At 62.7% G+C, this 18,175-nt stretch carries 15 protein-coding genes; 7 read left to right on the top strand and 8 right to left on the bottom strand.

The window, feature by feature from the left end:
- Window positions 1-11: 11 nt before the first annotated feature.
- From htpX to def, 3 genes are all read right to left on the bottom strand, one after another.
- Window positions 12-863: a zinc metalloprotease HtpX gene (htpX, locus tag VA613_RS00075; RefSeq protein WP_324779827.1), complete on the bottom strand. Its 852-nt coding sequence runs from the start codon at window positions 861-863 to the stop codon at window positions 12-14.
- A gap of 67 nt (window positions 864-930) precedes the next feature.
- A complete protein-coding gene (fmt, locus tag VA613_RS00070) occupies window positions 931-1,851 on the bottom strand; it encodes a methionyl-tRNA formyltransferase (RefSeq protein ID WP_324779826.1) in 921 nt (306 codons plus the stop codon).
- A 14-nt stretch (window positions 1,852-1,865) separates the two neighbouring features.
- Window positions 1,866-2,399, bottom strand: coding sequence for a peptide deformylase (gene def / locus VA613_RS00065; RefSeq protein ID WP_324779825.1), 534 nt, complete (start codon window positions 2,397-2,399; stop codon window positions 1,866-1,868).
- Between the two features lie 158 nt (window positions 2,400-2,557).
- On the opposite strand from def, the gene VA613_RS00060 reads away from it, so the two are divergent.
- From VA613_RS00060 to VA613_RS00035, 6 genes are all read left to right on the top strand, one after another.
- Complete coding sequence (locus tag VA613_RS00060) at window positions 2,558-3,757, top strand: LysM peptidoglycan-binding domain-containing protein (protein ID WP_324779824.1); 1,200 nt, start codon at window positions 2,558-2,560, stop codon at window positions 3,755-3,757.
- A complete protein-coding gene (dprA, locus tag VA613_RS00055) occupies window positions 3,754-4,818 on the top strand; it encodes a DNA-processing protein DprA (protein ID WP_324779823.1) in 1,065 nt (354 codons plus the stop codon). Before VA613_RS00060 ends, dprA begins: the two co-directional genes overlap by 4 nt.
- Before the next feature lie 4 nt (window positions 4,819-4,822).
- Window positions 4,823-5,269 (top strand): DUF494 family protein, encoded by a 447-nt coding sequence (locus tag VA613_RS00050; protein ID WP_324779822.1) that lies wholly within the window; start codon window positions 4,823-4,825, stop codon window positions 5,267-5,269.
- A 26-nt stretch (window positions 5,270-5,295) separates the two neighbouring features.
- Window positions 5,296-7,875: a type I DNA topoisomerase gene (gene topA / locus VA613_RS00045; protein WP_324779821.1), complete on the top strand. Its 2,580-nt coding sequence runs from the start codon at window positions 5,296-5,298 to the stop codon at window positions 7,873-7,875.
- On the top strand, window positions 7,872-8,285 hold the full coding sequence (locus tag VA613_RS00040) for a hypothetical protein (RefSeq protein WP_324779820.1): 414 nt from the start codon (window positions 7,872-7,874) through the stop codon (window positions 8,283-8,285). Before topA ends, VA613_RS00040 begins: the two co-directional genes overlap by 4 nt.
- Before the next feature lie 265 nt (window positions 8,286-8,550).
- The gene (locus VA613_RS00035; protein ID WP_324779819.1) at window positions 8,551-8,847 is read left to right on the top strand and encodes an HU family DNA-binding protein; all 297 of its coding nucleotides are present in this window, start codon (window positions 8,551-8,553) and stop codon (window positions 8,845-8,847) included.
- Window positions 8,848-9,348: 501 nt separating this feature from the next.
- On the opposite strand, the gene VA613_RS00030 is transcribed toward VA613_RS00035, so the two are convergent.
- Window positions 9,349-10,704: a hypothetical protein gene (locus VA613_RS00030; RefSeq protein WP_324779818.1), complete on the bottom strand. Its 1,356-nt coding sequence runs from the start codon at window positions 10,702-10,704 to the stop codon at window positions 9,349-9,351.
- Window positions 10,705-10,793: 89 nt separating this feature from the next.
- The gene (locus tag VA613_RS00025; RefSeq protein WP_324779817.1) at window positions 10,794-11,276 is read right to left on the bottom strand and encodes a hypothetical protein; all 483 of its coding nucleotides are present in this window, start codon (window positions 11,274-11,276) and stop codon (window positions 10,794-10,796) included.
- A gap of 589 nt (window positions 11,277-11,865) precedes the next feature.
- On the opposite strand from VA613_RS00025, the gene VA613_RS00020 reads away from it, so the two are divergent.
- A complete protein-coding gene (locus VA613_RS00020; protein WP_324779816.1) occupies window positions 11,866-12,624 on the top strand; it encodes a COG4705 family protein in 759 nt (252 codons plus the stop codon).
- 302 nt (window positions 12,625-12,926) lie between these two features.
- Here the strand turns inward: VA613_RS00020 and gyrB are convergent, their stop codons facing one another.
- From gyrB to dnaA, 3 genes are all read right to left on the bottom strand, one after another.
- Window positions 12,927-15,386 carry a DNA topoisomerase (ATP-hydrolyzing) subunit B gene (gyrB, locus tag VA613_RS00015; protein ID WP_324779815.1) on the bottom strand — a complete coding sequence of 820 codons (2,460 nt, stop codon included), beginning with the start codon at window positions 15,384-15,386 and terminating at the stop codon, window positions 12,927-12,929.
- Between the two features lie 62 nt (window positions 15,387-15,448).
- Window positions 15,449-16,552, bottom strand: a complete 1,104-nt coding sequence (gene dnaN, locus VA613_RS00010) for a DNA polymerase III subunit beta (RefSeq protein ID WP_324779814.1) — start codon at window positions 16,550-16,552, stop codon at window positions 15,449-15,451.
- A 179-nt stretch (window positions 16,553-16,731) separates the two neighbouring features.
- Window positions 16,732-18,075: a chromosomal replication initiator protein DnaA gene (dnaA, locus tag VA613_RS00005; protein ID WP_324779813.1), complete on the bottom strand. Its 1,344-nt coding sequence runs from the start codon at window positions 18,073-18,075 to the stop codon at window positions 16,732-16,734.
- Window positions 18,076-18,175: the final 100 nt, after the last annotated feature.

Genomic DNA, 18,175 nt, shown 5'->3' with positions numbered 1-18,175 from the left:
AGCCCGCGCGCTCAGGCCGGGCGCGCCATCTGCAGCAGCCGGGCGACACGCTCCTCGGTCGGAGGGTGGGTCGAGAACAGCCCGGCCAGCCCGGCGCCGGACAGGGGATTGATGATCATCATCTGCGCCGTTTCCGGATGCGCCTCCGCGGGCGGCAGCGGCAGGCCGCGCGCGTAGGCCTCGATCTTCTGCAGCGCGCTGGCGAGCGCCTGCGGATCGCCCGAGATCTCGGCGCCGCCGGCGTCGGCACCGAACTCGCGGGCGCGCGAAATCGCCATCTGGATCAGCATCGCGGCGATCGGCGCGATGATCATGATCGCCATCGCCAGCAGCGGGTTGGCCTGGCGGCCCTCGCTGTCGCGCCCGCCGAAGAACATGCCGAAGTTGGCCAGCGCCGAGATCGCCCCGGCGATCGACGCCGAAACGGTCGAAATCAGCGTGTCGCGGTTGCGCACGTGCGTCAGCTCGTGCGCCATCACGCCGCGCAGCTCGCGCTCGCCGAGCAGCTGCATGATGCCGGTGGTGGCCGCCACGGCGGCGTGTTCCGGGCTGCGCCCGGTGGCGAACGCGTTGGGCTGGGCCTCGTCGATCACGTAGACGCGCGGCATCGGCAGCCCGGCCCGAGCGGCGAGTTCCTGCACCATCGCGTAGAAGCGGCCGCCGCTCGCGGCGTCGACCTCGCGTGCGTTGTACATCGAGAGCACCACGCGGTCGGAATTCCAGTAGGCGAACAGGTTCATCCCCGCACCGAACAACAGGGCGATCAGCATCCCCTGGCCGCCGCCGATCGCCGCGCCGATGGCGCCGAACAGCGCGATGATGCCCGCGAATAGAATCGAGGTCTTGACCCAGTTGCCGAACATGTGAAGCTCCTTGCAAGCGCCGACAGGGGCGTCGACGAGCGTTAGATTGGGATGCCGCCGCGCGGTTTCAATCGCCGAGCCGGCTGCCCGGCGCGAGCGCGCGGCCGGCGAGGTACGCGATGGCCGTCATGCGCTTGCTGCCCGCCGGCTGGATCTCCTGCAAGGCGAGCGCACCGCTGCCGCAGGCCACCACCAGCCCCGCCGCGTCGGCGCGCAGGATTTCGCCCGGCTTCCCGCCTCCCGGCACGACCGCCGCGGCCCACACCTTCAGCGGCGCGCCGTCGAGCAGCGTCCACGCCCCGGGTGCCGGGTTGTACGCACGCACCGCGCGCGCGAGGGACTCCGCCGCCTCGCGCCAGTCGAGCCGGGCTTCTTCCTTGCTGAGCTTGGCGGCGTAAGTCGCCTGCGCCTCGTCCTGCGCCGCCGCAGCCCACGCGCCGGGATTCGCCAGCGCAGCCACGATGGCCTCGGCGCCGGCCTTGGCCAGGACGTCGTGCAGGCTCGCGGCGGTGTCGGTCGCGCGGATCGGCACCACGGTTTTTGACAGCATCGCGCCGGTGTCGAGCCCGGCGTCCATCTGCATGATCGTGATGCCGGTTTCCGTATCGCCGGCCAGGATCGCCCGCTGGATCGGCGCCGCGCCGCGCCAGCGCGGCAGGAGCGAGGCATGGATGTTGAGGCAGCCGAGGCGCGGGATGTCGAGCACGGCCTGCGGCAGGATCAGCCCGTAGGCCGCGACGACCATGACGTCGGCCGCTGCCGCGCGCAGCTCGGCCTGCGCCTCGGGCGTCTTCAGGGTGGCCGGCTGATGAACCGGGAGGCCCCGCGCCAGCGCCGCCTGCTTGACCGCGCTCGGCGTGAGCTTCATGCCTCGCCCCGCGGGCCGGTCGGGCTGGGTCAGCACGAGGACAACATCGTGGCCGGCGTCGGCCAGGGCGTTCAGCGCGGCCGCCGCGAACGGCGGCGTGCCCGCGAAGATGACACGCATGGCGGCGCGGCCGGTCAGAGCGAGGCGCGCGCCGGCGCCGGTTCCGGCCGGTGCTCGCGGGCCTGCTTCAGGAGCTTGGTCTTGATGCGGTTGCGCTTGAGGCTGGAGAGGTAGTCGACGAAGACCTTGCCCTTCAGGTGATCGAGCTCGTGCTGGATGCACACCGCCAGCAGGCCGTCGGCCTCAAGCTCGAACGGCTTGCCGTCGCGGTCGAGCGCGCGCACCGTGACGCGCTCGGCGCGCGTCACCCGGTCGAAGATGCCCGGCACCGACAGGCAGCCTTCCTCGCTTTCCTCGGTTCCGGAGCGGGCGACGATTTCCGGGTTGATGAAGACGCGCAACTGGTCGTGCGTCTCGGAGATGTCGATCACGACGACCTGCTCGTGGACGTTGACCTGCGTTGCCGCCAGCCCGATGCCGGGCGCCGCGTACATCGTCTCGGCCATGTCGTCGACCAGCTTGCGGATGCGCCCGTCCACCGCCTTCACCGGCTTGGCGAGGGTGTGGAGGCGCGCATCGGGATAATGCAGGATGTCGAGTCTGGCCATAAAAAGTTTACAAATGAATGGGCTGGGCGTGGACTTTGATGCAGAATCTGCATTTGGCTGCCCGCGACCCTAAATATAAGGCGGCATTTAACCGTAAGCTAAGCGCACAGTATATTTTCACCGCAGAATTAGACAAGGTCTAAATGGAGGGTTCCCCCGTGCGTCAACTCGTTGTTTCTCTTGCCCTGTTGCTGGCTGCCACGCCCGCGCTGTCCGACTCCCTTAAACTGCAGGACAACGCGCCGGACAAATACGTCGTGGTCAAGGGCGACACGCTGTGGGACATCTCCGGCAAGTTCCTCAAGGACCCGTGGCGCTGGCCGCAGATCTGGAAGATGAACCGCGAGGAGATCAAGAACCCGCACTGGATCTATCCGGGCGACCTGATCGTCCTCGACCGCAGCGGCAAGGAGCCGCGCCTGTCGCTGGTCAAGGGCAGCAAGGGCGGCCTGCCGACCGTGAAGCTGGCGCCAGGCGTGCGCGCCACCGCGCTCGCCGACGAAGCGATCCCGCCGATCCCCATCCGCGTGATCCATCCCTTCCTGGCGCAGCCGCGCGTGGTATCCAAGGGCGCCCTCGACGACGCCCCCTTCATCCTCGGCAGCAACGCCGAACGCGTCGTGCTGGGTGCGGGCGACGACGCCTTCGCAACCGGCGGCCAGCCCGGCGTCACCCGCTGGAACGTCCTGCGTCCGGGCAAGGCGCTGAAAGATCCGGAAACCGGCGAGGTGCTGGGCTATGAAGTCGAGTATCTGGGCGATGCGCGCACCGTCGCGGAAGGCGCCCCGCAGAAGATCCGCATCACGCAGTCGGTGCGCGAGATCCTGCCGAAGGACAAGCTGGTCGCCGCAGATGACGACACCACCTTCGAATATATCCCCCACGCGCCGGAAAAGCCGGTCAGCGGACGCATCATCTCGGCCTACGGCGGGCTGTCCGACAGCGGCCGCTACCAGACCGTCGTCCTCAACCGCGGCAGCCGCGACGGCCTCGAGCCGGGCGACGTCCTGGCCGTGTTCCGCGAAGGCCTGGCCGTGAAGCTCTCGCGCGAGGAGAAGGACCGCATGAACTGGGTCGACGGCAAGGGCGCGGGCACGCCTGACGGCAGCGCGTGGCTCTACAGCGACGTGCGCTGCCTCAAGGAGAACAGCGCCGTCAGCTACGACCAGGCGGCCGACGTGCGCAACACCTTCCGCCACACCTGCCTCAGCGAGCGCAGCGACCGCGCCGTCAAGCTGCCCGATGCGCGCAGCGGCCTCGTCATGGTCTACCGCGTCTACGATCGGGTGGCCTACGCCCTCATCATGGAATCCCAGGGGCCGGTCTATCTGCTGGACGCCGTCAAGAACCCTGATTGAACGCCCTTGATCCCTGGCTGCGGCTGGCCCTCGTCCCGGGGGTCGGCAATACCAGCCTGATCCGCCTGCTGACGGCCTTCGGTTCCCCGGAGGCCGTTTTGGCATCCGGCCGCGCCGCGCTGTCGGCGCACCTCACGCCCGCCCAATGCGACGCCCTGCTGGCGGGGCCCGATCCTGCCGAACTCGATGCCGCGCTCGCCTGGCTCGACCAGCCCGGCAACAGCCTGATGACCCTGGCCGATGCCGATTATCCGAAGTCGCTGCTCGAGATTCCCGATCCCCCGGCCATGCTGTACTGCAAAGGCCGGCGCGAGCTGCTCGGCCGTGCCTGCCTCGGCATCGTCGGCAGCCGCAACGCCACGCCGCAAGGCGCGCGCGACGCCGAGGCCTTCGCGCACGTGCTGTCCGACGCCGGGCTCACCATCGTCAGCGGGCTCGCCCTGGGCATCGACGCCGCCGCCCACCGTGGCGGCCTCATGGGCGCCGCGTCGAGCATCGGCGTGATCGGCACCGGACTCGACCGCATCTATCCGGCGAAGAACAAGGCGCTGGCGCACCAGCTCGCGGAGTCCGGCCTCGTCGTCTCGGAATTCCCGCTCGGCACGCCCCCCGTGGCCGGCAATTTCCCGCGCCGCAACCGGATCATCAGCGGGCTCTCCCGCGGCGTCCTGGTCGTCGAAGCCGCCCCCGACAGCGGCTCGCTGATCACCGCACGGGTGGCGACCGAGCAGGGACGGGAAGTGTTCGCGATTCCCGGCTCGATCCATTCGCCGGTTTCACGCGGCTGCCACGCGCTGATCAAGCAGGGTGCCAAGCTGGTCGAATCGGCCGCCGACATCCTCGACGAACTCGCCTGGCAGCAGCGGCTGACCCCGCCGCACCACCCCGAAACCCCCTCGGATCCGGTGCTGGAGGTGCTCGGCGACGCCCCGACGACGCTCGACTCGCTGGCCGAACGAACCGGGTTGACGCTCGATGCGCTTTCGGCGAAGCTGTTGACGCTTGAACTGGAAGGGCACATCGCAACCTTGCCCGGCGGGCGCTACCAAAAACTCCACTGAAATCATGCTCGACATTCTGGTTTATCTGTACGAAAGCTTCCGCATGGCCGAGCTGGCGCCCGACCGCGACGCGCTCGAGAGACGTCTGTTCGCCGCCGGCTTCGAAGAGGCCGACATCCAGGCCGCGCTCGACTGGCACGCCAACCTCGCGGACAGCGCCACGCACGCGCGCCTCGCGCTGGCCTACGACCGCCACTACGCGCCCGAGGAGCTGGAGCGCCTGAACGACGCGTGCCGCAGCGAGCTCGCTTACCTGGTCGGCGCCAAGGTGCTTGACCCCGAATCGCGCGAGTGGGTCATTTCCGGCCTGATGACGCTGGCCGGCGAGGACATCGAGCCCGACCACGTGCGCTGGATGACGCTGATCGTGCTGTGGCGCCGCGGCGTGATCGAACACTTCACCCATCTGGAAGACATGCTGTTGAACCACGAGCCGGGCCGTCTACATTGATCCCTGCCCGCCCACATTAATCAGTCATGTCCAAGCTCGTCATCGTCGAATCGCCGTCGAAGTCCAAGTCGCTGAAGAAATACCTCGGCGCGGACTACGACATCCTCGCCAGCTACGGCCACGTGCGCGACCTGGAGCCGAAGACCGGCGCGGTCGACACCGAAAGCTTCGCGATGAAGTACCAGATCATCGAGCGCAACGCCAAGCACGTCGATGCCATCGTCAAGGCCGCCAGGAAAGCCGACGAAGTGCTGCTCGCGACCGACCCGGACAGGGAAGGCGAGGCGATTTCCTGGCACATCAGCGAGATCCTGAAAGAGAAGAAGGTCAAGACGCCGATGAAGCGCGTCGCCTTCTACGAGATCACCGAATCGGCGATCCAGGATGCGGTGCGCCATCCGCGCGAGATCGCGTCCGACCTCGTCGACGCCCAGCAGGCGCGCCGCGCGCTCGACTACCTGGTCGGCTTCAACCTGTCGCCGCTCCTGTGGAAGAAGATCAGCCCCGGGCTGTCGGCCGGCCGGGTGCAGTCACCGGCGCTGCGCATGATCGTCGAGCGCGAGGAAGAGATCGAGGCGTTCCAGCCGCGCGAATACTGGACGCTGCACCTCGACACGCACAAAGGCTCGCAGCCCTTCACCGCCAAGCTCACCCATTTCCGCGGCGAGAAGCTCGAACAGTTCTCGGTCGAGCACGAGGCGCGCAGCAAGGAATGGCTGGCGACGCTGGAATCCAAAGACGCGCGCGTGATGCGCATCGAGAAGAAACGCCGTGCGCGCAATCCCGCCGCGCCGTTCACGACCTCGACGCTGCAGCAGGCCGGCGTGCGCCAGCTCGGCATGACGACCGACCGCGTGATGCGTACCGCCCAGCAGCTGTACGAAGGCATCGACCTCGGCGAAGGCCCGGTCGGCCTCATCACCTACATGCGGACGGACTCGGTCAACCTCGCGCAGGAAGCGATCACCGACATCCGCAAGTACGTGGGCACCAACTTCGACAAGGACTACCTGCCGCCGCACGCCGTGCACTACAAGGCCAAGACCAAGAACGCGCAGGAGGCGCACGAGGCGGTGCGTCCGACGTCGGTGCTGCGCACGCCCGATGCGGTGAAGTCCTTCCTGACCCACGACCAGGCCCGGCTGTACGAGCTGGTCTGGAAGCGCACCGTCGCCTGCCAGATGACGGCCGCGCAATTCGACACCGTCGCCGCCGACATCACGGTGGGGGAGGGCACCTTCCGCGCCACCGGCCAGACGCTGGCCTTCGCCGGATTCCTGGCCGTCTACCAGGACGACGAGGAGGAAGAGGGCGAATCGAAACTGCCGGCACTGACCGAGGGCGAGACGCTGCCGGTCGACCGGCTGTACGGCGAGCAGCACTTCACCCAGCCGCCGCCGCGCTATACGGAAGCTTCGCTGGTCAAGGCGCTCGAGGAATACGGCATCGGCCGTCCCTCGACCTACGCCAGCATCATCTCGACGCTGCAGGACCGCGAGTACGTGGTGCTGGAGAAGAAGCGCTTCCAGCCGACCGACATCGGCCGCCTGGTCAACTGCTTCCTGACCCGCCACTTCACGCATTACGTCGATTACGACTTCACCGCCAAGCTGGAGGACAAGCTCGACGACGTCTCCAACGGCAAGCGCCAGTGGTCGCGCCTGCTGGGCGAATTCTGGAAGGAATTCGACGGCGAGCTGAAGGCCAAGCAGGAGGTCGAGCGCGGCTGTCCGATCCTCGAAGCCTGTCCCAAATGCGGCAAGCCGCTCTTCATGCAGGCGAGCAAGCGCGGCTTGTTCATCGGCTGCTCGGGCTATCCCGCGTGCGACTACACGCGCCCGCTGCACGCGGCCACGGCCGAGGGCGACAACATCCTCGGCAAGGACCCGGCGAGCGGCCTCGACGTCAAGCTGCTGTCCGGCCGCTACGGCCCCTACGTGCAGATCGGCGAGATGCCCGAGGACAAGAAGGCGCCGAAGCCGCGCCGCGCCTCGTGGCCGAAGGACATCCCGCTCGAGAACGCCACCCTCGAACTGGCGCTGAAGTTCCTCTCGCTGCCGCGCGAGGTCGGCCACCATCCGGTCACCGGCCTGCCGATCGTCGCCAACAACGGCCGCTTCGGGCCGTATCTGCTGCATGACGGCAAGTTCAAGTCGATTCCCAAGACCGACAGCGTCTACGAGATCGACCTGCCGCGCGCACTCGAGGTGCTGGCGATGGAACGCGCCCCGCGCGGCGAATCCGCCGCCGCCGTCTTGAAGAACCTCGGCCCGCACCCGGACGACGGCAAGGAGATCACCGTTCGTTCCGGCCGCTACGGTCCCTACGTCAAGCACGGCACCACGAACGCCACCCTGCCCAAGGACATCACGCCGGAAGAGATCACGCTGCAGGAAGCGCTCGACCTGATCGCCGCGCGGGTCGCCAAGGGCCCCGCCAAGAAGCCGACCCGCAAGGCCGCGGCCAAGCCGGCTGCCGAGAAGAAGGCCGAGGCGAAGGCCAAGCCCGCCACGAAGAAAGCGGCGACCACCAAGGCGACGACGCCGAAGGCCAAGACGAAAGCCGCGTCCACCAAGAAGACGACCGCCAAGAAACCCGCGGCATGAGCACGCCGCCCAGCCTGCTCATGGTCAACGCCTGCATCGGCACGGCCAATTTCAAGAAGCTCTACCAGGCGCTCGGCTATGCGGTCGCCGCCGAATGGTCCGAGCGCAAGGCGATCAGCCTCGTCCGCAAGACGCCTCCTGCGGTCATCGTCGCGGACTTCTATCACCAGACCGACTTCCGCGACCGTCTCTCCAATCTGGAGTCGCTTCTCGCCGCTGTGCAAGCCTCTCCCCATACCCGCATCCTGGTGTTCTACGAGCCCGCCCACCAGCCCGCGCTCGACAAGGTTCGCGCCCGCCTGCGCATCGACGCCGCGCTGGCGATGCCCGTGCAGGAAGCGGAGTTGCGCGACATCCTGCAGGGGTGGATGGGCCAGGCCGCAGGAGATCCTGCCGCCGCATCGCACTGAGTGCGGCTGCTCGACCGTCCCCCTCTCCGAAGCGGTTTGCGATTGCGCCGCCGCCCACCGGGCCTGGAAAATCACGCAGGTTCCGGCGCGCGCGCGGCGGATGCCGCGGCGCTCCGTATTGAAAGCGCCACGTTTTTCAAGATTGATCCGAAAAAAGTCGATAATCAGGGCTGCACATCAGGCCCAGCGGGCCTGTTTGCGGCTAGGATACGAATGCTGGCTCCACCACCAGCCTCGCTTTTCTCAATCAACTAGAGGGACACTCATGAACAAATCCGAATTGATCGACGTCGCTGCCGCCGAAGCAGACATCAGCAAAGCCGCCGCCGGCCGCGCGCTGGACGCCATCCTCGACGCAGTCGTCAAAGCCGTGTCCAAAGGTGACTCCGTCACCCTGGTCGGTTTCGGCACCTTCAAGTCCGCCAAGCGCGCCGCGCGCACCGGACGCAACCCGCAGACCGGCAAGGAAATCAAAATCGCTGCCACGACCGTGCCGCGCTTCACCGCTGGCGCCGGCTTCAAGGCCGCCGTCGCAGGCAAGAAAGCCGCCAAGAAAAAGTGAGGTGACCCCTTCGCCGGCGCGACCGAAGAATGTCGCGCCGGGTTGCCGAGCGTGCATGTACGTGTCCGGCCGGGTTGCACAAAACAAAGGCCAACCGCTTGGTTGGCCTTTTTTTGTCCACTTGTCGCCGAGCACCGTCTGCAGGTTCCCGGAATTCGTGAGAATTGCCTTCCAGAAATTCGAAGGCTTTCTCATCCAATCCGAGAATACGGCCTTAATCCGTTCCCACGTTACCCGAGAAATTCCTGCGCATTTCTCAACGATCTGAAACAACCGCGCCAATGGCTGCCTTCCGGGCAAGGGCAGACGGTCGCACCTGTTGTTACCACAATCTTCCGGTTATCGGCCTGAGCGGACTGACAGGACGACCGCTGTATACGGCAGGTGCTCTGCCCTAAGCGGACAAAGCGCTGTTCATCGTGGAATTAACCGGCGCCCAATTGCCGGCGAAGGCGTCTGTTAGGCGTCCGTGTTAAATGCAGGGCTATGCCTTGGACCATCTCACCAAACAACCTTCCACACCCCACCACCTTGGCAGGAGCCACAGTGAGAAACGCTCTTCCAATCCGAACTGCCCTCTAGCTTCTCTATGCCCTTCTTTGCCTTGTCTGCCTTGTTCGCCGCCTGCCAAGAGTTATGGCCACAATCAGAAATCTTTACCAGCACATCATATGTTGGCTTGCTGTGCGTTTTTTTGTAGTAACGAATTTCGCCAGTTTTAGGTCTCTTATCAGCTTGAGCTTGGACTTGATCGTCTATGCTTTTGTCAGAATCATCTGACTTTAGTACGTCGAGTGCATATTCTGCCGCTTCAGCTCTTGCTGCTTGCTTGGAAATTTCTATTTTGGCTTTTTCGAGTTCGTCCTTAAGCGTTTCATTTTCTTCAATAAATAACCGCGCCAACTCCAATTCCTCACTATTTGCGTCAGCCTTGGCTTGGAGTTCGGAAAGTCGTGCTCGCGAAACCTCGGTCTTTATTTTTCTCACACTGGGTGGCGCGTCCACAACGAGGGCAGCGATATTCATGACGTCCCGCCGAAGGGATGTTGTAAACCTAGACAATCCCTTCCCATCTGTATCGCTCGAAAGGAGACGTTCGGCCGTCCACACTTTACTGCGTAACTCACTTGTATCTTCTACAACCTTTCTCAGGGGCCAATAAATGCGCACTGCACCCAAATAACATGAATTAGACTTGCCGATAAGGTCCGTCAAAGCCCAGGATGCTTCGCCGTCAATTCTGACCACAGAAGAAAGGCCGGCCAAATCAATAGCCAATTTTTCTGGCAAATCATTCCAAATCGGCTCCCCATCTATATCTGATACGACGGTGACGGGCAAAGTGCGCCTCTCGTTCATCAAATAACCAGCAAGTACCGATGCTGCCTCTTCGCCTGTGACAGAAATTGGGCGTGCATCTGGTACCTCGCTGCCTCCGAACATCCAATCACTTCGCAGGGTAAGCATTTCCCGGATCAAAGTTGGGCAGCGTGGATAAAGCGTTGTTGGTGCAACCGTATTTCCAGTAATTGAAGCCGACAGCGTTAGATAAACTGAAATTACTTTCTCAGAATTGGTTATTGCCAGACTTGTTGTAAACGTATGGCCATCTTTTGTCGGCTCAGTAAGAACAATTTCAGTTAATTCTCCAGATGTGCTCGAAACTGAATTGGTTGTAAACGTGCCCTTTGCTCCACTTGTTTCTGATGCGAATGCGCCAAGCTCACTAGAAGTGTCTGCAACGCCCTTTTTCTTGAGCCACTTATTTATCACACCAGATATATCAGACCACCACATCTGAAGCTCATCATCTGAAAGAGCTTTCGTTTCTAATCTGTATGCTGCGAGGGTCTGCATATCTCTACCTTAGGTTTAAGCGGGCATAACGTAGAAGTTCAGGGATGGAGCAAAAGCGAAGCTTTTGCGCAATCCCCTGGAACGTGGGGTTATGGCATGCTGGGAATATCATGTTTCATTTTAAACTCACCCCAAGCCTTATCTACGACTGAAATACGCGCCGAGGCACGGTAGCCTTGGATAACCGCAAGGCCACCAACAAACGGAATTAGGATATTTGAAACGATAAACTTTTCGTCCGCCCCTAGCACTGCGCTGGTGTGAGGGCGAAGTTCATCAAATAGAGATGCCATTAAAAAAAGCAGTAGCGTCAAAACGTAAAGGACTACTCCCATGACCGCGCGGATATAAGCGGTGGTGAGGAGAGATGGGTTATCAGATAGCGCCTTGATTAACGCAGCTCTTTCCATTGCTCTGACTGAACGCCACGCAGAGAAGCGCGTAGAAAGATTAGGAAGATGACGCTCTATGCGGTCTTTAAGAAAGCCGGCAATGACACTGGCGATAATCGCAACAAAGAAGGCGGAGAACCACCAACCAGGATCTTTCAGGTAATTTGCGATTGAATCCATCTACATAAAACCCCAACAGTTATTAGACGGACCCACGGGTCCGGACATTCTTTCTTTAATAATACGGACACCATCAGAGTAACCTTATCTGGTTGATTATCAATGTGTTTGGTTTCCCTAGTCCGTCTATTACAGCATGAAAAGGCGGATCCACCCGCAGTGTGGTGAACCCCTTCGACAAACAGGAGAACTGATCGGTAACGACGGCGAGTCCGATCCTTCTGCACTGCCCCTGCCTCGTTACCGGCTAGGGTTTGGCGGGAACAACGGCTCGGGAGTCCATGTTCCCGACGGCAAACTGCGTACGTTAACGTCGAAGCAGGTGAATATCTGGTCATCAGCTCAGAGCGGAACCCCTCCGCTCGACCCACGACCGGCAGCTAAGGCCGAATTGCGGAAGCTCCGGCGGATCGACTCAGATGGCTGCATAGGGTCGGGAGTGAGCGTTCGGCGGCGAGGAGCTGATGTTCAGTGATCGGAAGCCCCCAAGGTCAGCATCCGCGCATGATTGACGTTGGGAACAAACAAGCGGACGCCCGTATCTCACCTTGATCCATAAGGGCTCCACTGAACACAGGATCACCCGATAATGAACCAAAGAACCGACGAAGCCCTGAGCAAGGTACCGGAAGTCACACTCGTCTTCTGGATCATCAAGATATTCGCCACCACGCTCGGCGAGACGGGCGGCGATGCGCTGTCCATGTCGATGAACCTGGGCTACTTGTTGAGCACTGGCATATTCGCCGCTATCTTCCTTGCTGCCGTGATCGTCCAGATCCGCGCCAAGCGATTTCACCCCGTGATCTATTGGACAACCATCATTGCAACGACAACGGTCGGCACGACCTTGGCCGACTTTGCCGATCGCTCGCTGGGGATCGGCTATGCGGGAGGCTCAGCTTTACTGTTTGGCCTGCTTATTCTGTCGCTCGCCATCTGGTACCGTACCCTGGGTTCCGTTTCGATCAATACCGTGGGGTCGTCGAAATCCGAGCTGTTCTACTGGGTGACGATCATGTTCTCGCAGACGTTGGGAACCGCGTTGGGTGACTGGACGGCGGACACCGCCGGGCTTGGATACGAAGGTGGCGCTATCCTTTTTAGCGTCCTACTCATCCTGATCGCGGCCGCTTACTATAGGACGAAGTTGTCCCACACCGTGCTGTTCTGGGCGGCCTTCATCCTGACGCGGCCGTTGGGTGCCGTGGTGGGCGATTTCCTGGACAAGCCTATAAATACCGGTGGGTTGGACCTGAGCCGCTATACGGCCTCGGCCGTGCTGCTATCGGCAATTGCCGTATTCCTTGCCGCATTCCAACACCGACCAGCAAAGCTGAATCATTGAGGAATACCGTAGACCCGAAAAGGCACCATGTTTTTTTTCTGATTGAAGACGACTCGCCAACGGCTGCTTGCCATCCCTTGCGGACCGAGCTCGCTCACGCGATTAATCGCCGCTCAAGCCGAGGATTGGACGGTCACCACAACCATCCTGTTTATCTGCTCGTGGCGGAAAGCAGCCTGCTGCCGAAGAATCCGTAGGAGATTCGTCGACAAAAAAAAGGCCAACCGGATTGGTTGGCCTTTTCGGGTTCAGGCTTTCTCAAGCATTGAGAATTTTCTCGACAATTCTGAGAACCTTGATCGTTACACGTCGAGGTTCCGCACCCCAAGGGCGTTGGTCTCGATGAAGTTTCTCCTGGGCTCCACCTCGTCGCCCATCAGCGTCGTGAAGATCTGGTCGGAGGAGATGGCGTCCTCGATCTGCACCTTCATCAGGCGGCGCACTTTGGGGTCCATGGTGGTTTCCCACAGCTGCTCAGGGTTCATCTCGCCCAGCCCTTTGTAGCGCTGGATGCTCATGCCGCGCTTGACCTCGCCGAGGAACCACTCCATCGCCTCGCGGAAGCTCGAGACGAGGCTTTCCTTCTCGCCGCGGCGTGCCTTGGCGCCGAGTCCGATGAGGTCGCGCAGCAGGTCGCCTACCTTGACCAGCTGGTTGTAGTCTCCGGAATCCAGCAGATCGGCTTCGAGGAAGCTGACGTGCACGTTGCCGTGGGCGTGGCGGGTGATGCGCAGCCGGTGGCTGTCGGCCTCGCTCAGGTATTCCGCGGCGACCTCGAATTTGTTCGGGTCGAGTGCGGCACCGAGGCTGGCCTCGCTCATCATCGCGGCCCCGCTGTCGGCGAGACTCAGACGCGGGATCTTCATCAGTGCCTGCAGCACGTCGTCGGGCAGCAGGCGGGCGAGGCGCTCGCACACCGCCTCGGCGAGGAAGTATTCGCGCGCAAGACTTTCCAGCGCTTCGCCGGCGATCGGCATGGCGCCTTCCATCGGCGTGAGCTCGGCGTCCTTCATCGCCTCGGCCATCAAATGCTCCTTCAGCGCGTGCTCGTCCTTGATGTAGCGCTCGGAGCGGCCGTGCTTGACCTTGTAGAGCGGCGGCTGGGCGATGTAGATGTGGCCGCGCTCGACGAGCTCGGGCATCTGCCGGTAGAAGAAGGTCAGCAGCAGGGTGCGGATGTGGGCGCCGTCGACGTCGGCGTCGGTCATGATGATGATGCGGTGGTAGCGCAGCTTGTCGGGGTTGTAGTCGTCCTTGCCGATGCTGGTGCCGAGCGCGGTGATCAGCGTGGCGATTTCCTGGCTGCCGATGACCTTGTCGAAGCGCGCGCGTTCGACGTTGAGGATCTTGCCCTTCAAGGGCAGGATCGCCTGGAACTTGCGGTCGCGGCCCTGCTTGGCGGAGCCGCCGGCGGAGTCGCCCTCGACCAGGTAGAGCTCGGACAGCGCGGGATCCTTCTCCTGGCAGTCGGCGAGCTTGCCGGGCAGGCCGAGGCCGTCCATCACGCCCTTGCGGCGCGTGATCTCGCGCGCCTTGCGCGCGGCCTCGCGGGCACGCGCGGCCTCGATGATCTTGCCGCACAAGAGCTTGGCGTCGTTGGGGTTCTCCAGCAGGAAGTCGGCGAGCTTCTGGCCGACGATTTCCTGCACCACCGGCTGCACCTCGCTCGAGACGAGCTTGTCCTTGGTTTGCGAAGAGAACTTGGGCTCGGGCACTTTCACCGACAGCACGCAGGTCAGGCCTTCGCGCATGTCGTCGCCGCTGGTCTCGACCTTGGCTTTCTTGGCGAGCTCGTTTTCCTCGATGTACTTGTTGAGCACGCGCGTCATCGCCATGCGCAGGCCGGTGAGGTGGGTGCCGCCGTCGCGCTGCGGGATGTTGTTGGTGAAGCACTGCACCGACTCGGAATAGCTGTCGTTCCACTGCATCGCGACTTCAACGGTCATGCCGTCCTTGTCGCCGGTGGCGTTGAAGATCTTGGGATGCAGGACGGTCTTGACGCGGTTCATGTATTCGACGAAGCCCTTCACGCCGCCCGAGTGCGCGAAGTTCTCGCTCTTGCCGTCGCGATGGTCGATCAGTTCGATCTTGACGCCGTTGTTGAGGAAGGAGAGTTCGCGGATGCGCTTGGCGAGGATGTCGAAATGGAATTCGACGGTGCCGAAGATTTCCTCGTCGGCAAGGAAGTGTACTTCGGTGCCACGGTTCTTCGTTTCACCGATGACCTGCATCGGAGAAACCTCGACGCCGTTCTGGATTTCAACCGGGCGATCGACGACCTTGCCCTGGTTGAAGGTCATCGCGTATTTCTTGCCATCGCGGCGGACGACCAGCTTGAGCCACTTCGACAGGCCGTTGACGCACGACACGCCGACGCCGTGCAGACCGCCGGAGACCTTGTAGCTGTTCTGGTTGAACTTGCCGCCGGCATGCAGCACGGTCATCACGATCTCGGCCGCGCTGCGCTTGGGCTCGTGCTTGTCGTCGAACTTGATGCCGACCGGGATGCCGCGGCCGTTGTCGCTGATCGAGATGGAATTGTCCGGATGGATGATGACCTTGATGTCGTCGCAGTACCCCGCCAGCGCCTCGTCGATCGCGTTGTCGAGCACTTCGAACACCATGTGGTGCAGGCCGGTGCCATCGGACGTGTCGCCGATGTACATGCCGGGGCGCTTGCGCACCGCCTCCAGGCCTTCCAGCTGCTGGATGCTGTCTTCGTCGTAACCGCCGTTGGCGTTGTTGTCGGGCTTGTCGCTCATGGTGTTCCTGCCCCGTGCGGGGCTTCCTGTGGTTTGTTGCGCAATGAATCGGACGGGCGTGCTCAGATTCGCATCGGCATCACGACGTACTTGAAGCCCGGCTCGGCCTCGCTCGTCAGCAGCATGCTGCTGTTGGCGTCGCCCAGCGACAAGGTGATCTCGTCGCTGTTGACCGCGCCCAGACCGTCGAGCAGGTAGGTGACGTTGAACCCGACATCCAGGGGCTCTCCGTCGTAGTTGACCTCGATCTCGTCGGCCGCCTCTTCCTGCTCGTTGTTGTTGCAGACGATGCCGAGCGTGTTCGCGCTCATCACCAGGCGCACGCCGCGGAATTTCTCGTTCGAGAGGATCGCCGCGCGCTGCAGCGCCTGCGTCACGCTCTGGCGGTTGGCCTTGAGGTGACGCGGCTGGTTGACCGGGATCACGCGCTGGTAGTCGGGGAACTTGCCGTCGACCACCTTGGTGACGAGTTCGGTCCCGGGCAGCGAGAACGTGACCTGGTTGCTGCCGATGCGCAGTTCGACGGCGTCATCGACGTCGGACAGCAGCTTGGAGAGCTCGAGCACGGTCTTGCGGGGAATGATGACCTCGCGCGCCTCGCTTTCGGATTCGAGCGCCGTTTCCGCATAGCTCAGGCGGTGACCGTCGGTGGCGACCACGCGCAGGGCCTTGCCGTCGAGGACCAGCAGCATGCCGTTCAGGTAGTAGCGGATGTCCTGGCTCGCCATGGCGAACTGGACCAGTTGCAGCAGGCGCTTCAGCGTCTTCTGCGGCAGATGGATGGCATCACCCAGGCCGGTACCGGTTTCCACGCGCGGGAAGTCGGCAGCGGGGAGCGTCTGCAGCGTGAAGCGCGACTTGCCCGCGCTGACCACAACCTGGCTGTCCTTGCTGTCGAGCTTGACCCTGGCGGCATCCGGAAGGGCACGAACGATATCGAACAGCTTGCGCGCCGCAATGGTGATGGCGAAGTCGTCGCCGGCTTCCGCGTCGAGCTGGGTGCTGACCTGCAGTTCGAGGTCGGTCGCCAGCAGGGTCAGCTTGCCGCCTTTTTTTTCCAGCAGAAGATTGGACAGGATCGGCAGGGTATGGCGCCGCTCGACCACCCCGACAACGGCAGAGAGGGAAGCCAGCAGTGCGTTGCGTTCGCTTTGTATTAATAGCATTTATATATTCCTGGGAATCATAATAAAGGCGACATCAATCTGGGGAAAAGCTTTTTTATCCTTTTGTTACAAGATCTTGGTGGCCGTATTCAGCTGTGGATAAACGCGGGGAAAGCGGGGAGAGCTGGGGATGCTTTTTCGCGGATTGGCGCCAGGTCTCTTTTATCCACAATTCGCCCTCAGCCTGTCAGGCTTTGTAGTAACACCAGATAGTCGCGCCCGATGTCGGCTTCGGTCTCGCGCAGCTCGGCCACCTTGCGGCAGGCATGGATGACGGTCGTATGGTCGCGGCCGCCGAAGGATTCGCCGATCTCGGGCAGGCTCTGGTTGGTAAGTTCCTTCGCCAGCGCCATCGCGATCTGCCGGGGCCGCGCCAGATTGCGGGTGCGCTTCTTCGAGAACATGTCGGCGACCTTGATCTTGTAGAAGTCGGCGACGGTCTTCTGGATGTTCTCGATCGAGACGATGCGTGAGGTCGAGGCGATGAGGTCGCGCAAGGCTTCCTTCACCAGTTCCATCGTGATCGGCTTCTCGTGGAAGCGCGAGAACGCGATCACGCGCTTCAATGCGCCTTCCAGTTCGCGCACGTTGGAGCGCACCTGCTTGGCAATGAAGAAGGCGACGGCTTCGTCGAGCCGGACGTTCTCTGCCTGTGCCTTGGCGAGCAGGATGGCGACCCGCATCTCGAGTTCCGGCGGTTCGACCGCGACGGTGAGGCCCCAGGCGAAGCGCGACTTCAGACGGTCGTCCAGGCCGCTGATCTCCTTGGGAAACGTGTCGCAGGTGATGACGATCTGCTTCTTGTTCTCGATCAGCGAGTTGAAGACGTAGAAGAACTCTTCCTGGGTGCGGTCCTTCTTGGCGAGGAACTGGATGTCGTCGATCAGCAGCAGGTCAAGCGACATGTAGCGGCGCTTGAGGTCGTCGAACTGCTTGTTCAGATAGGCCTTGACCACGTCGTCGACATAGTCGTTGGCGTGGATGTAGCTGATGCGCGCATCGGGGTTGGATTGGCGCACGGTATTGCCGATGGCCTGCAGCAGATGGGTCTTGCCCAGCCCGACGCCGCCATACACGAAGAGCGGGTTGTACGCGACGCCCGGGTTGTCGGCGATCTGAAGCGCGGCAGCGCGGGCGAGCTGGTTGGCCCGGCCGGAAACGAAGTTGTCGAAGGTGAAGCCGGGGTTGATCCGCATGCCCATCTGCGCCGGCGCCGCCGTGGCGGCGGGAGCGGGCGCTGCCGCGGCGGCCGCATTGGTCGACGCCGGCGTGCGCGGGGCCGGGTTCTTCTTGCCGAGGGCGTACGCGATCGAAACCGGCTGGGAATAGAATTCCTGCGCCCACGTTTCGATATGCTCGGCGAATTTTTCGCGCACCCAGTCCATCACGAAGTGATTGGGCGCCAGGATGCGTACCTCGTCCCCCGCGTGCTCGAAGACCAGCGGCTTGATCCAGGTGCTGAACTGCTGCTGGGTCAGATTGGCGCGAAAGCGCTCTTGGCAAAGGTCCCAGAAGGAATCCATAGTCGAGGGGCGAGGGGCGGAATGCTGCATGGGATTCGGACGTGCATCTTACTCCCCTTCGCCGAGGTTATCCACAGGCCGGGAGACGCGTGCCTGCCCG

Source organism: Thiobacillus sp. SCUT-2 (assembly GCF_035621355.1).
Classification (GTDB): domain Bacteria; phylum Pseudomonadota; class Gammaproteobacteria; order Burkholderiales; family Thiobacillaceae; genus Thiobacillus; species Thiobacillus sedimenti.
Note: the sequence above shows the minus strand (reverse complement) of the source record. Positions and strands in the feature narration are given on the sequence as shown.

Coding starts and splice junctions, on each gene's coding strand:
- htpX (WP_324779827.1), bottom strand. CDS start 863: ATGTTCGGCAACTGGGTCAAGACCTCGATTCTATTCGCGGGCATCATC.
- fmt (WP_324779826.1), bottom strand. CDS start 1,851: ATGCGTGTCATCTTCGCGGGCACGCCGCCGTTCGCGGCGGCCGCGCTG.
- def (WP_324779825.1), bottom strand. CDS start 2,399: ATGGCCAGACTCGACATCCTGCATTATCCCGATGCGCGCCTCCACACC.
- VA613_RS00050 (WP_324779822.1), top strand. CDS start 4,823: ATGCTCGACATTCTGGTTTATCTGTACGAAAGCTTCCGCATGGCCGAG.
- topA (WP_324779821.1), top strand. CDS start 5,296: ATGTCCAAGCTCGTCATCGTCGAATCGCCGTCGAAGTCCAAGTCGCTG.
- VA613_RS00040 (WP_324779820.1), top strand. CDS start 7,872: ATGAGCACGCCGCCCAGCCTGCTCATGGTCAACGCCTGCATCGGCACG.
- VA613_RS00035 (WP_324779819.1), top strand. CDS start 8,551: ATGAACAAATCCGAATTGATCGACGTCGCTGCCGCCGAAGCAGACATC.
- VA613_RS00030 (WP_324779818.1), bottom strand. CDS start 10,704: ATGCAGACCCTCGCAGCATACAGATTAGAAACGAAAGCTCTTTCAGAT.
- VA613_RS00025 (WP_324779817.1), bottom strand. CDS start 11,276: ATGGATTCAATCGCAAATTACCTGAAAGATCCTGGTTGGTGGTTCTCC.
- VA613_RS00020 (WP_324779816.1), top strand. CDS start 11,866: ATGAACCAAAGAACCGACGAAGCCCTGAGCAAGGTACCGGAAGTCACA.
- gyrB (WP_324779815.1), bottom strand. CDS start 15,386: ATGAGCGACAAGCCCGACAACAACGCCAACGGCGGTTACGACGAAGAC.
- dnaN (WP_324779814.1), bottom strand. CDS start 16,552: ATGCTATTAATACAAAGCGAACGCAACGCACTGCTGGCTTCCCTCTCT.
- dnaA (WP_324779813.1), bottom strand. CDS start 18,075: ATGGATTCCTTCTGGGACCTTTGCCAAGAGCGCTTTCGCGCCAATCTG.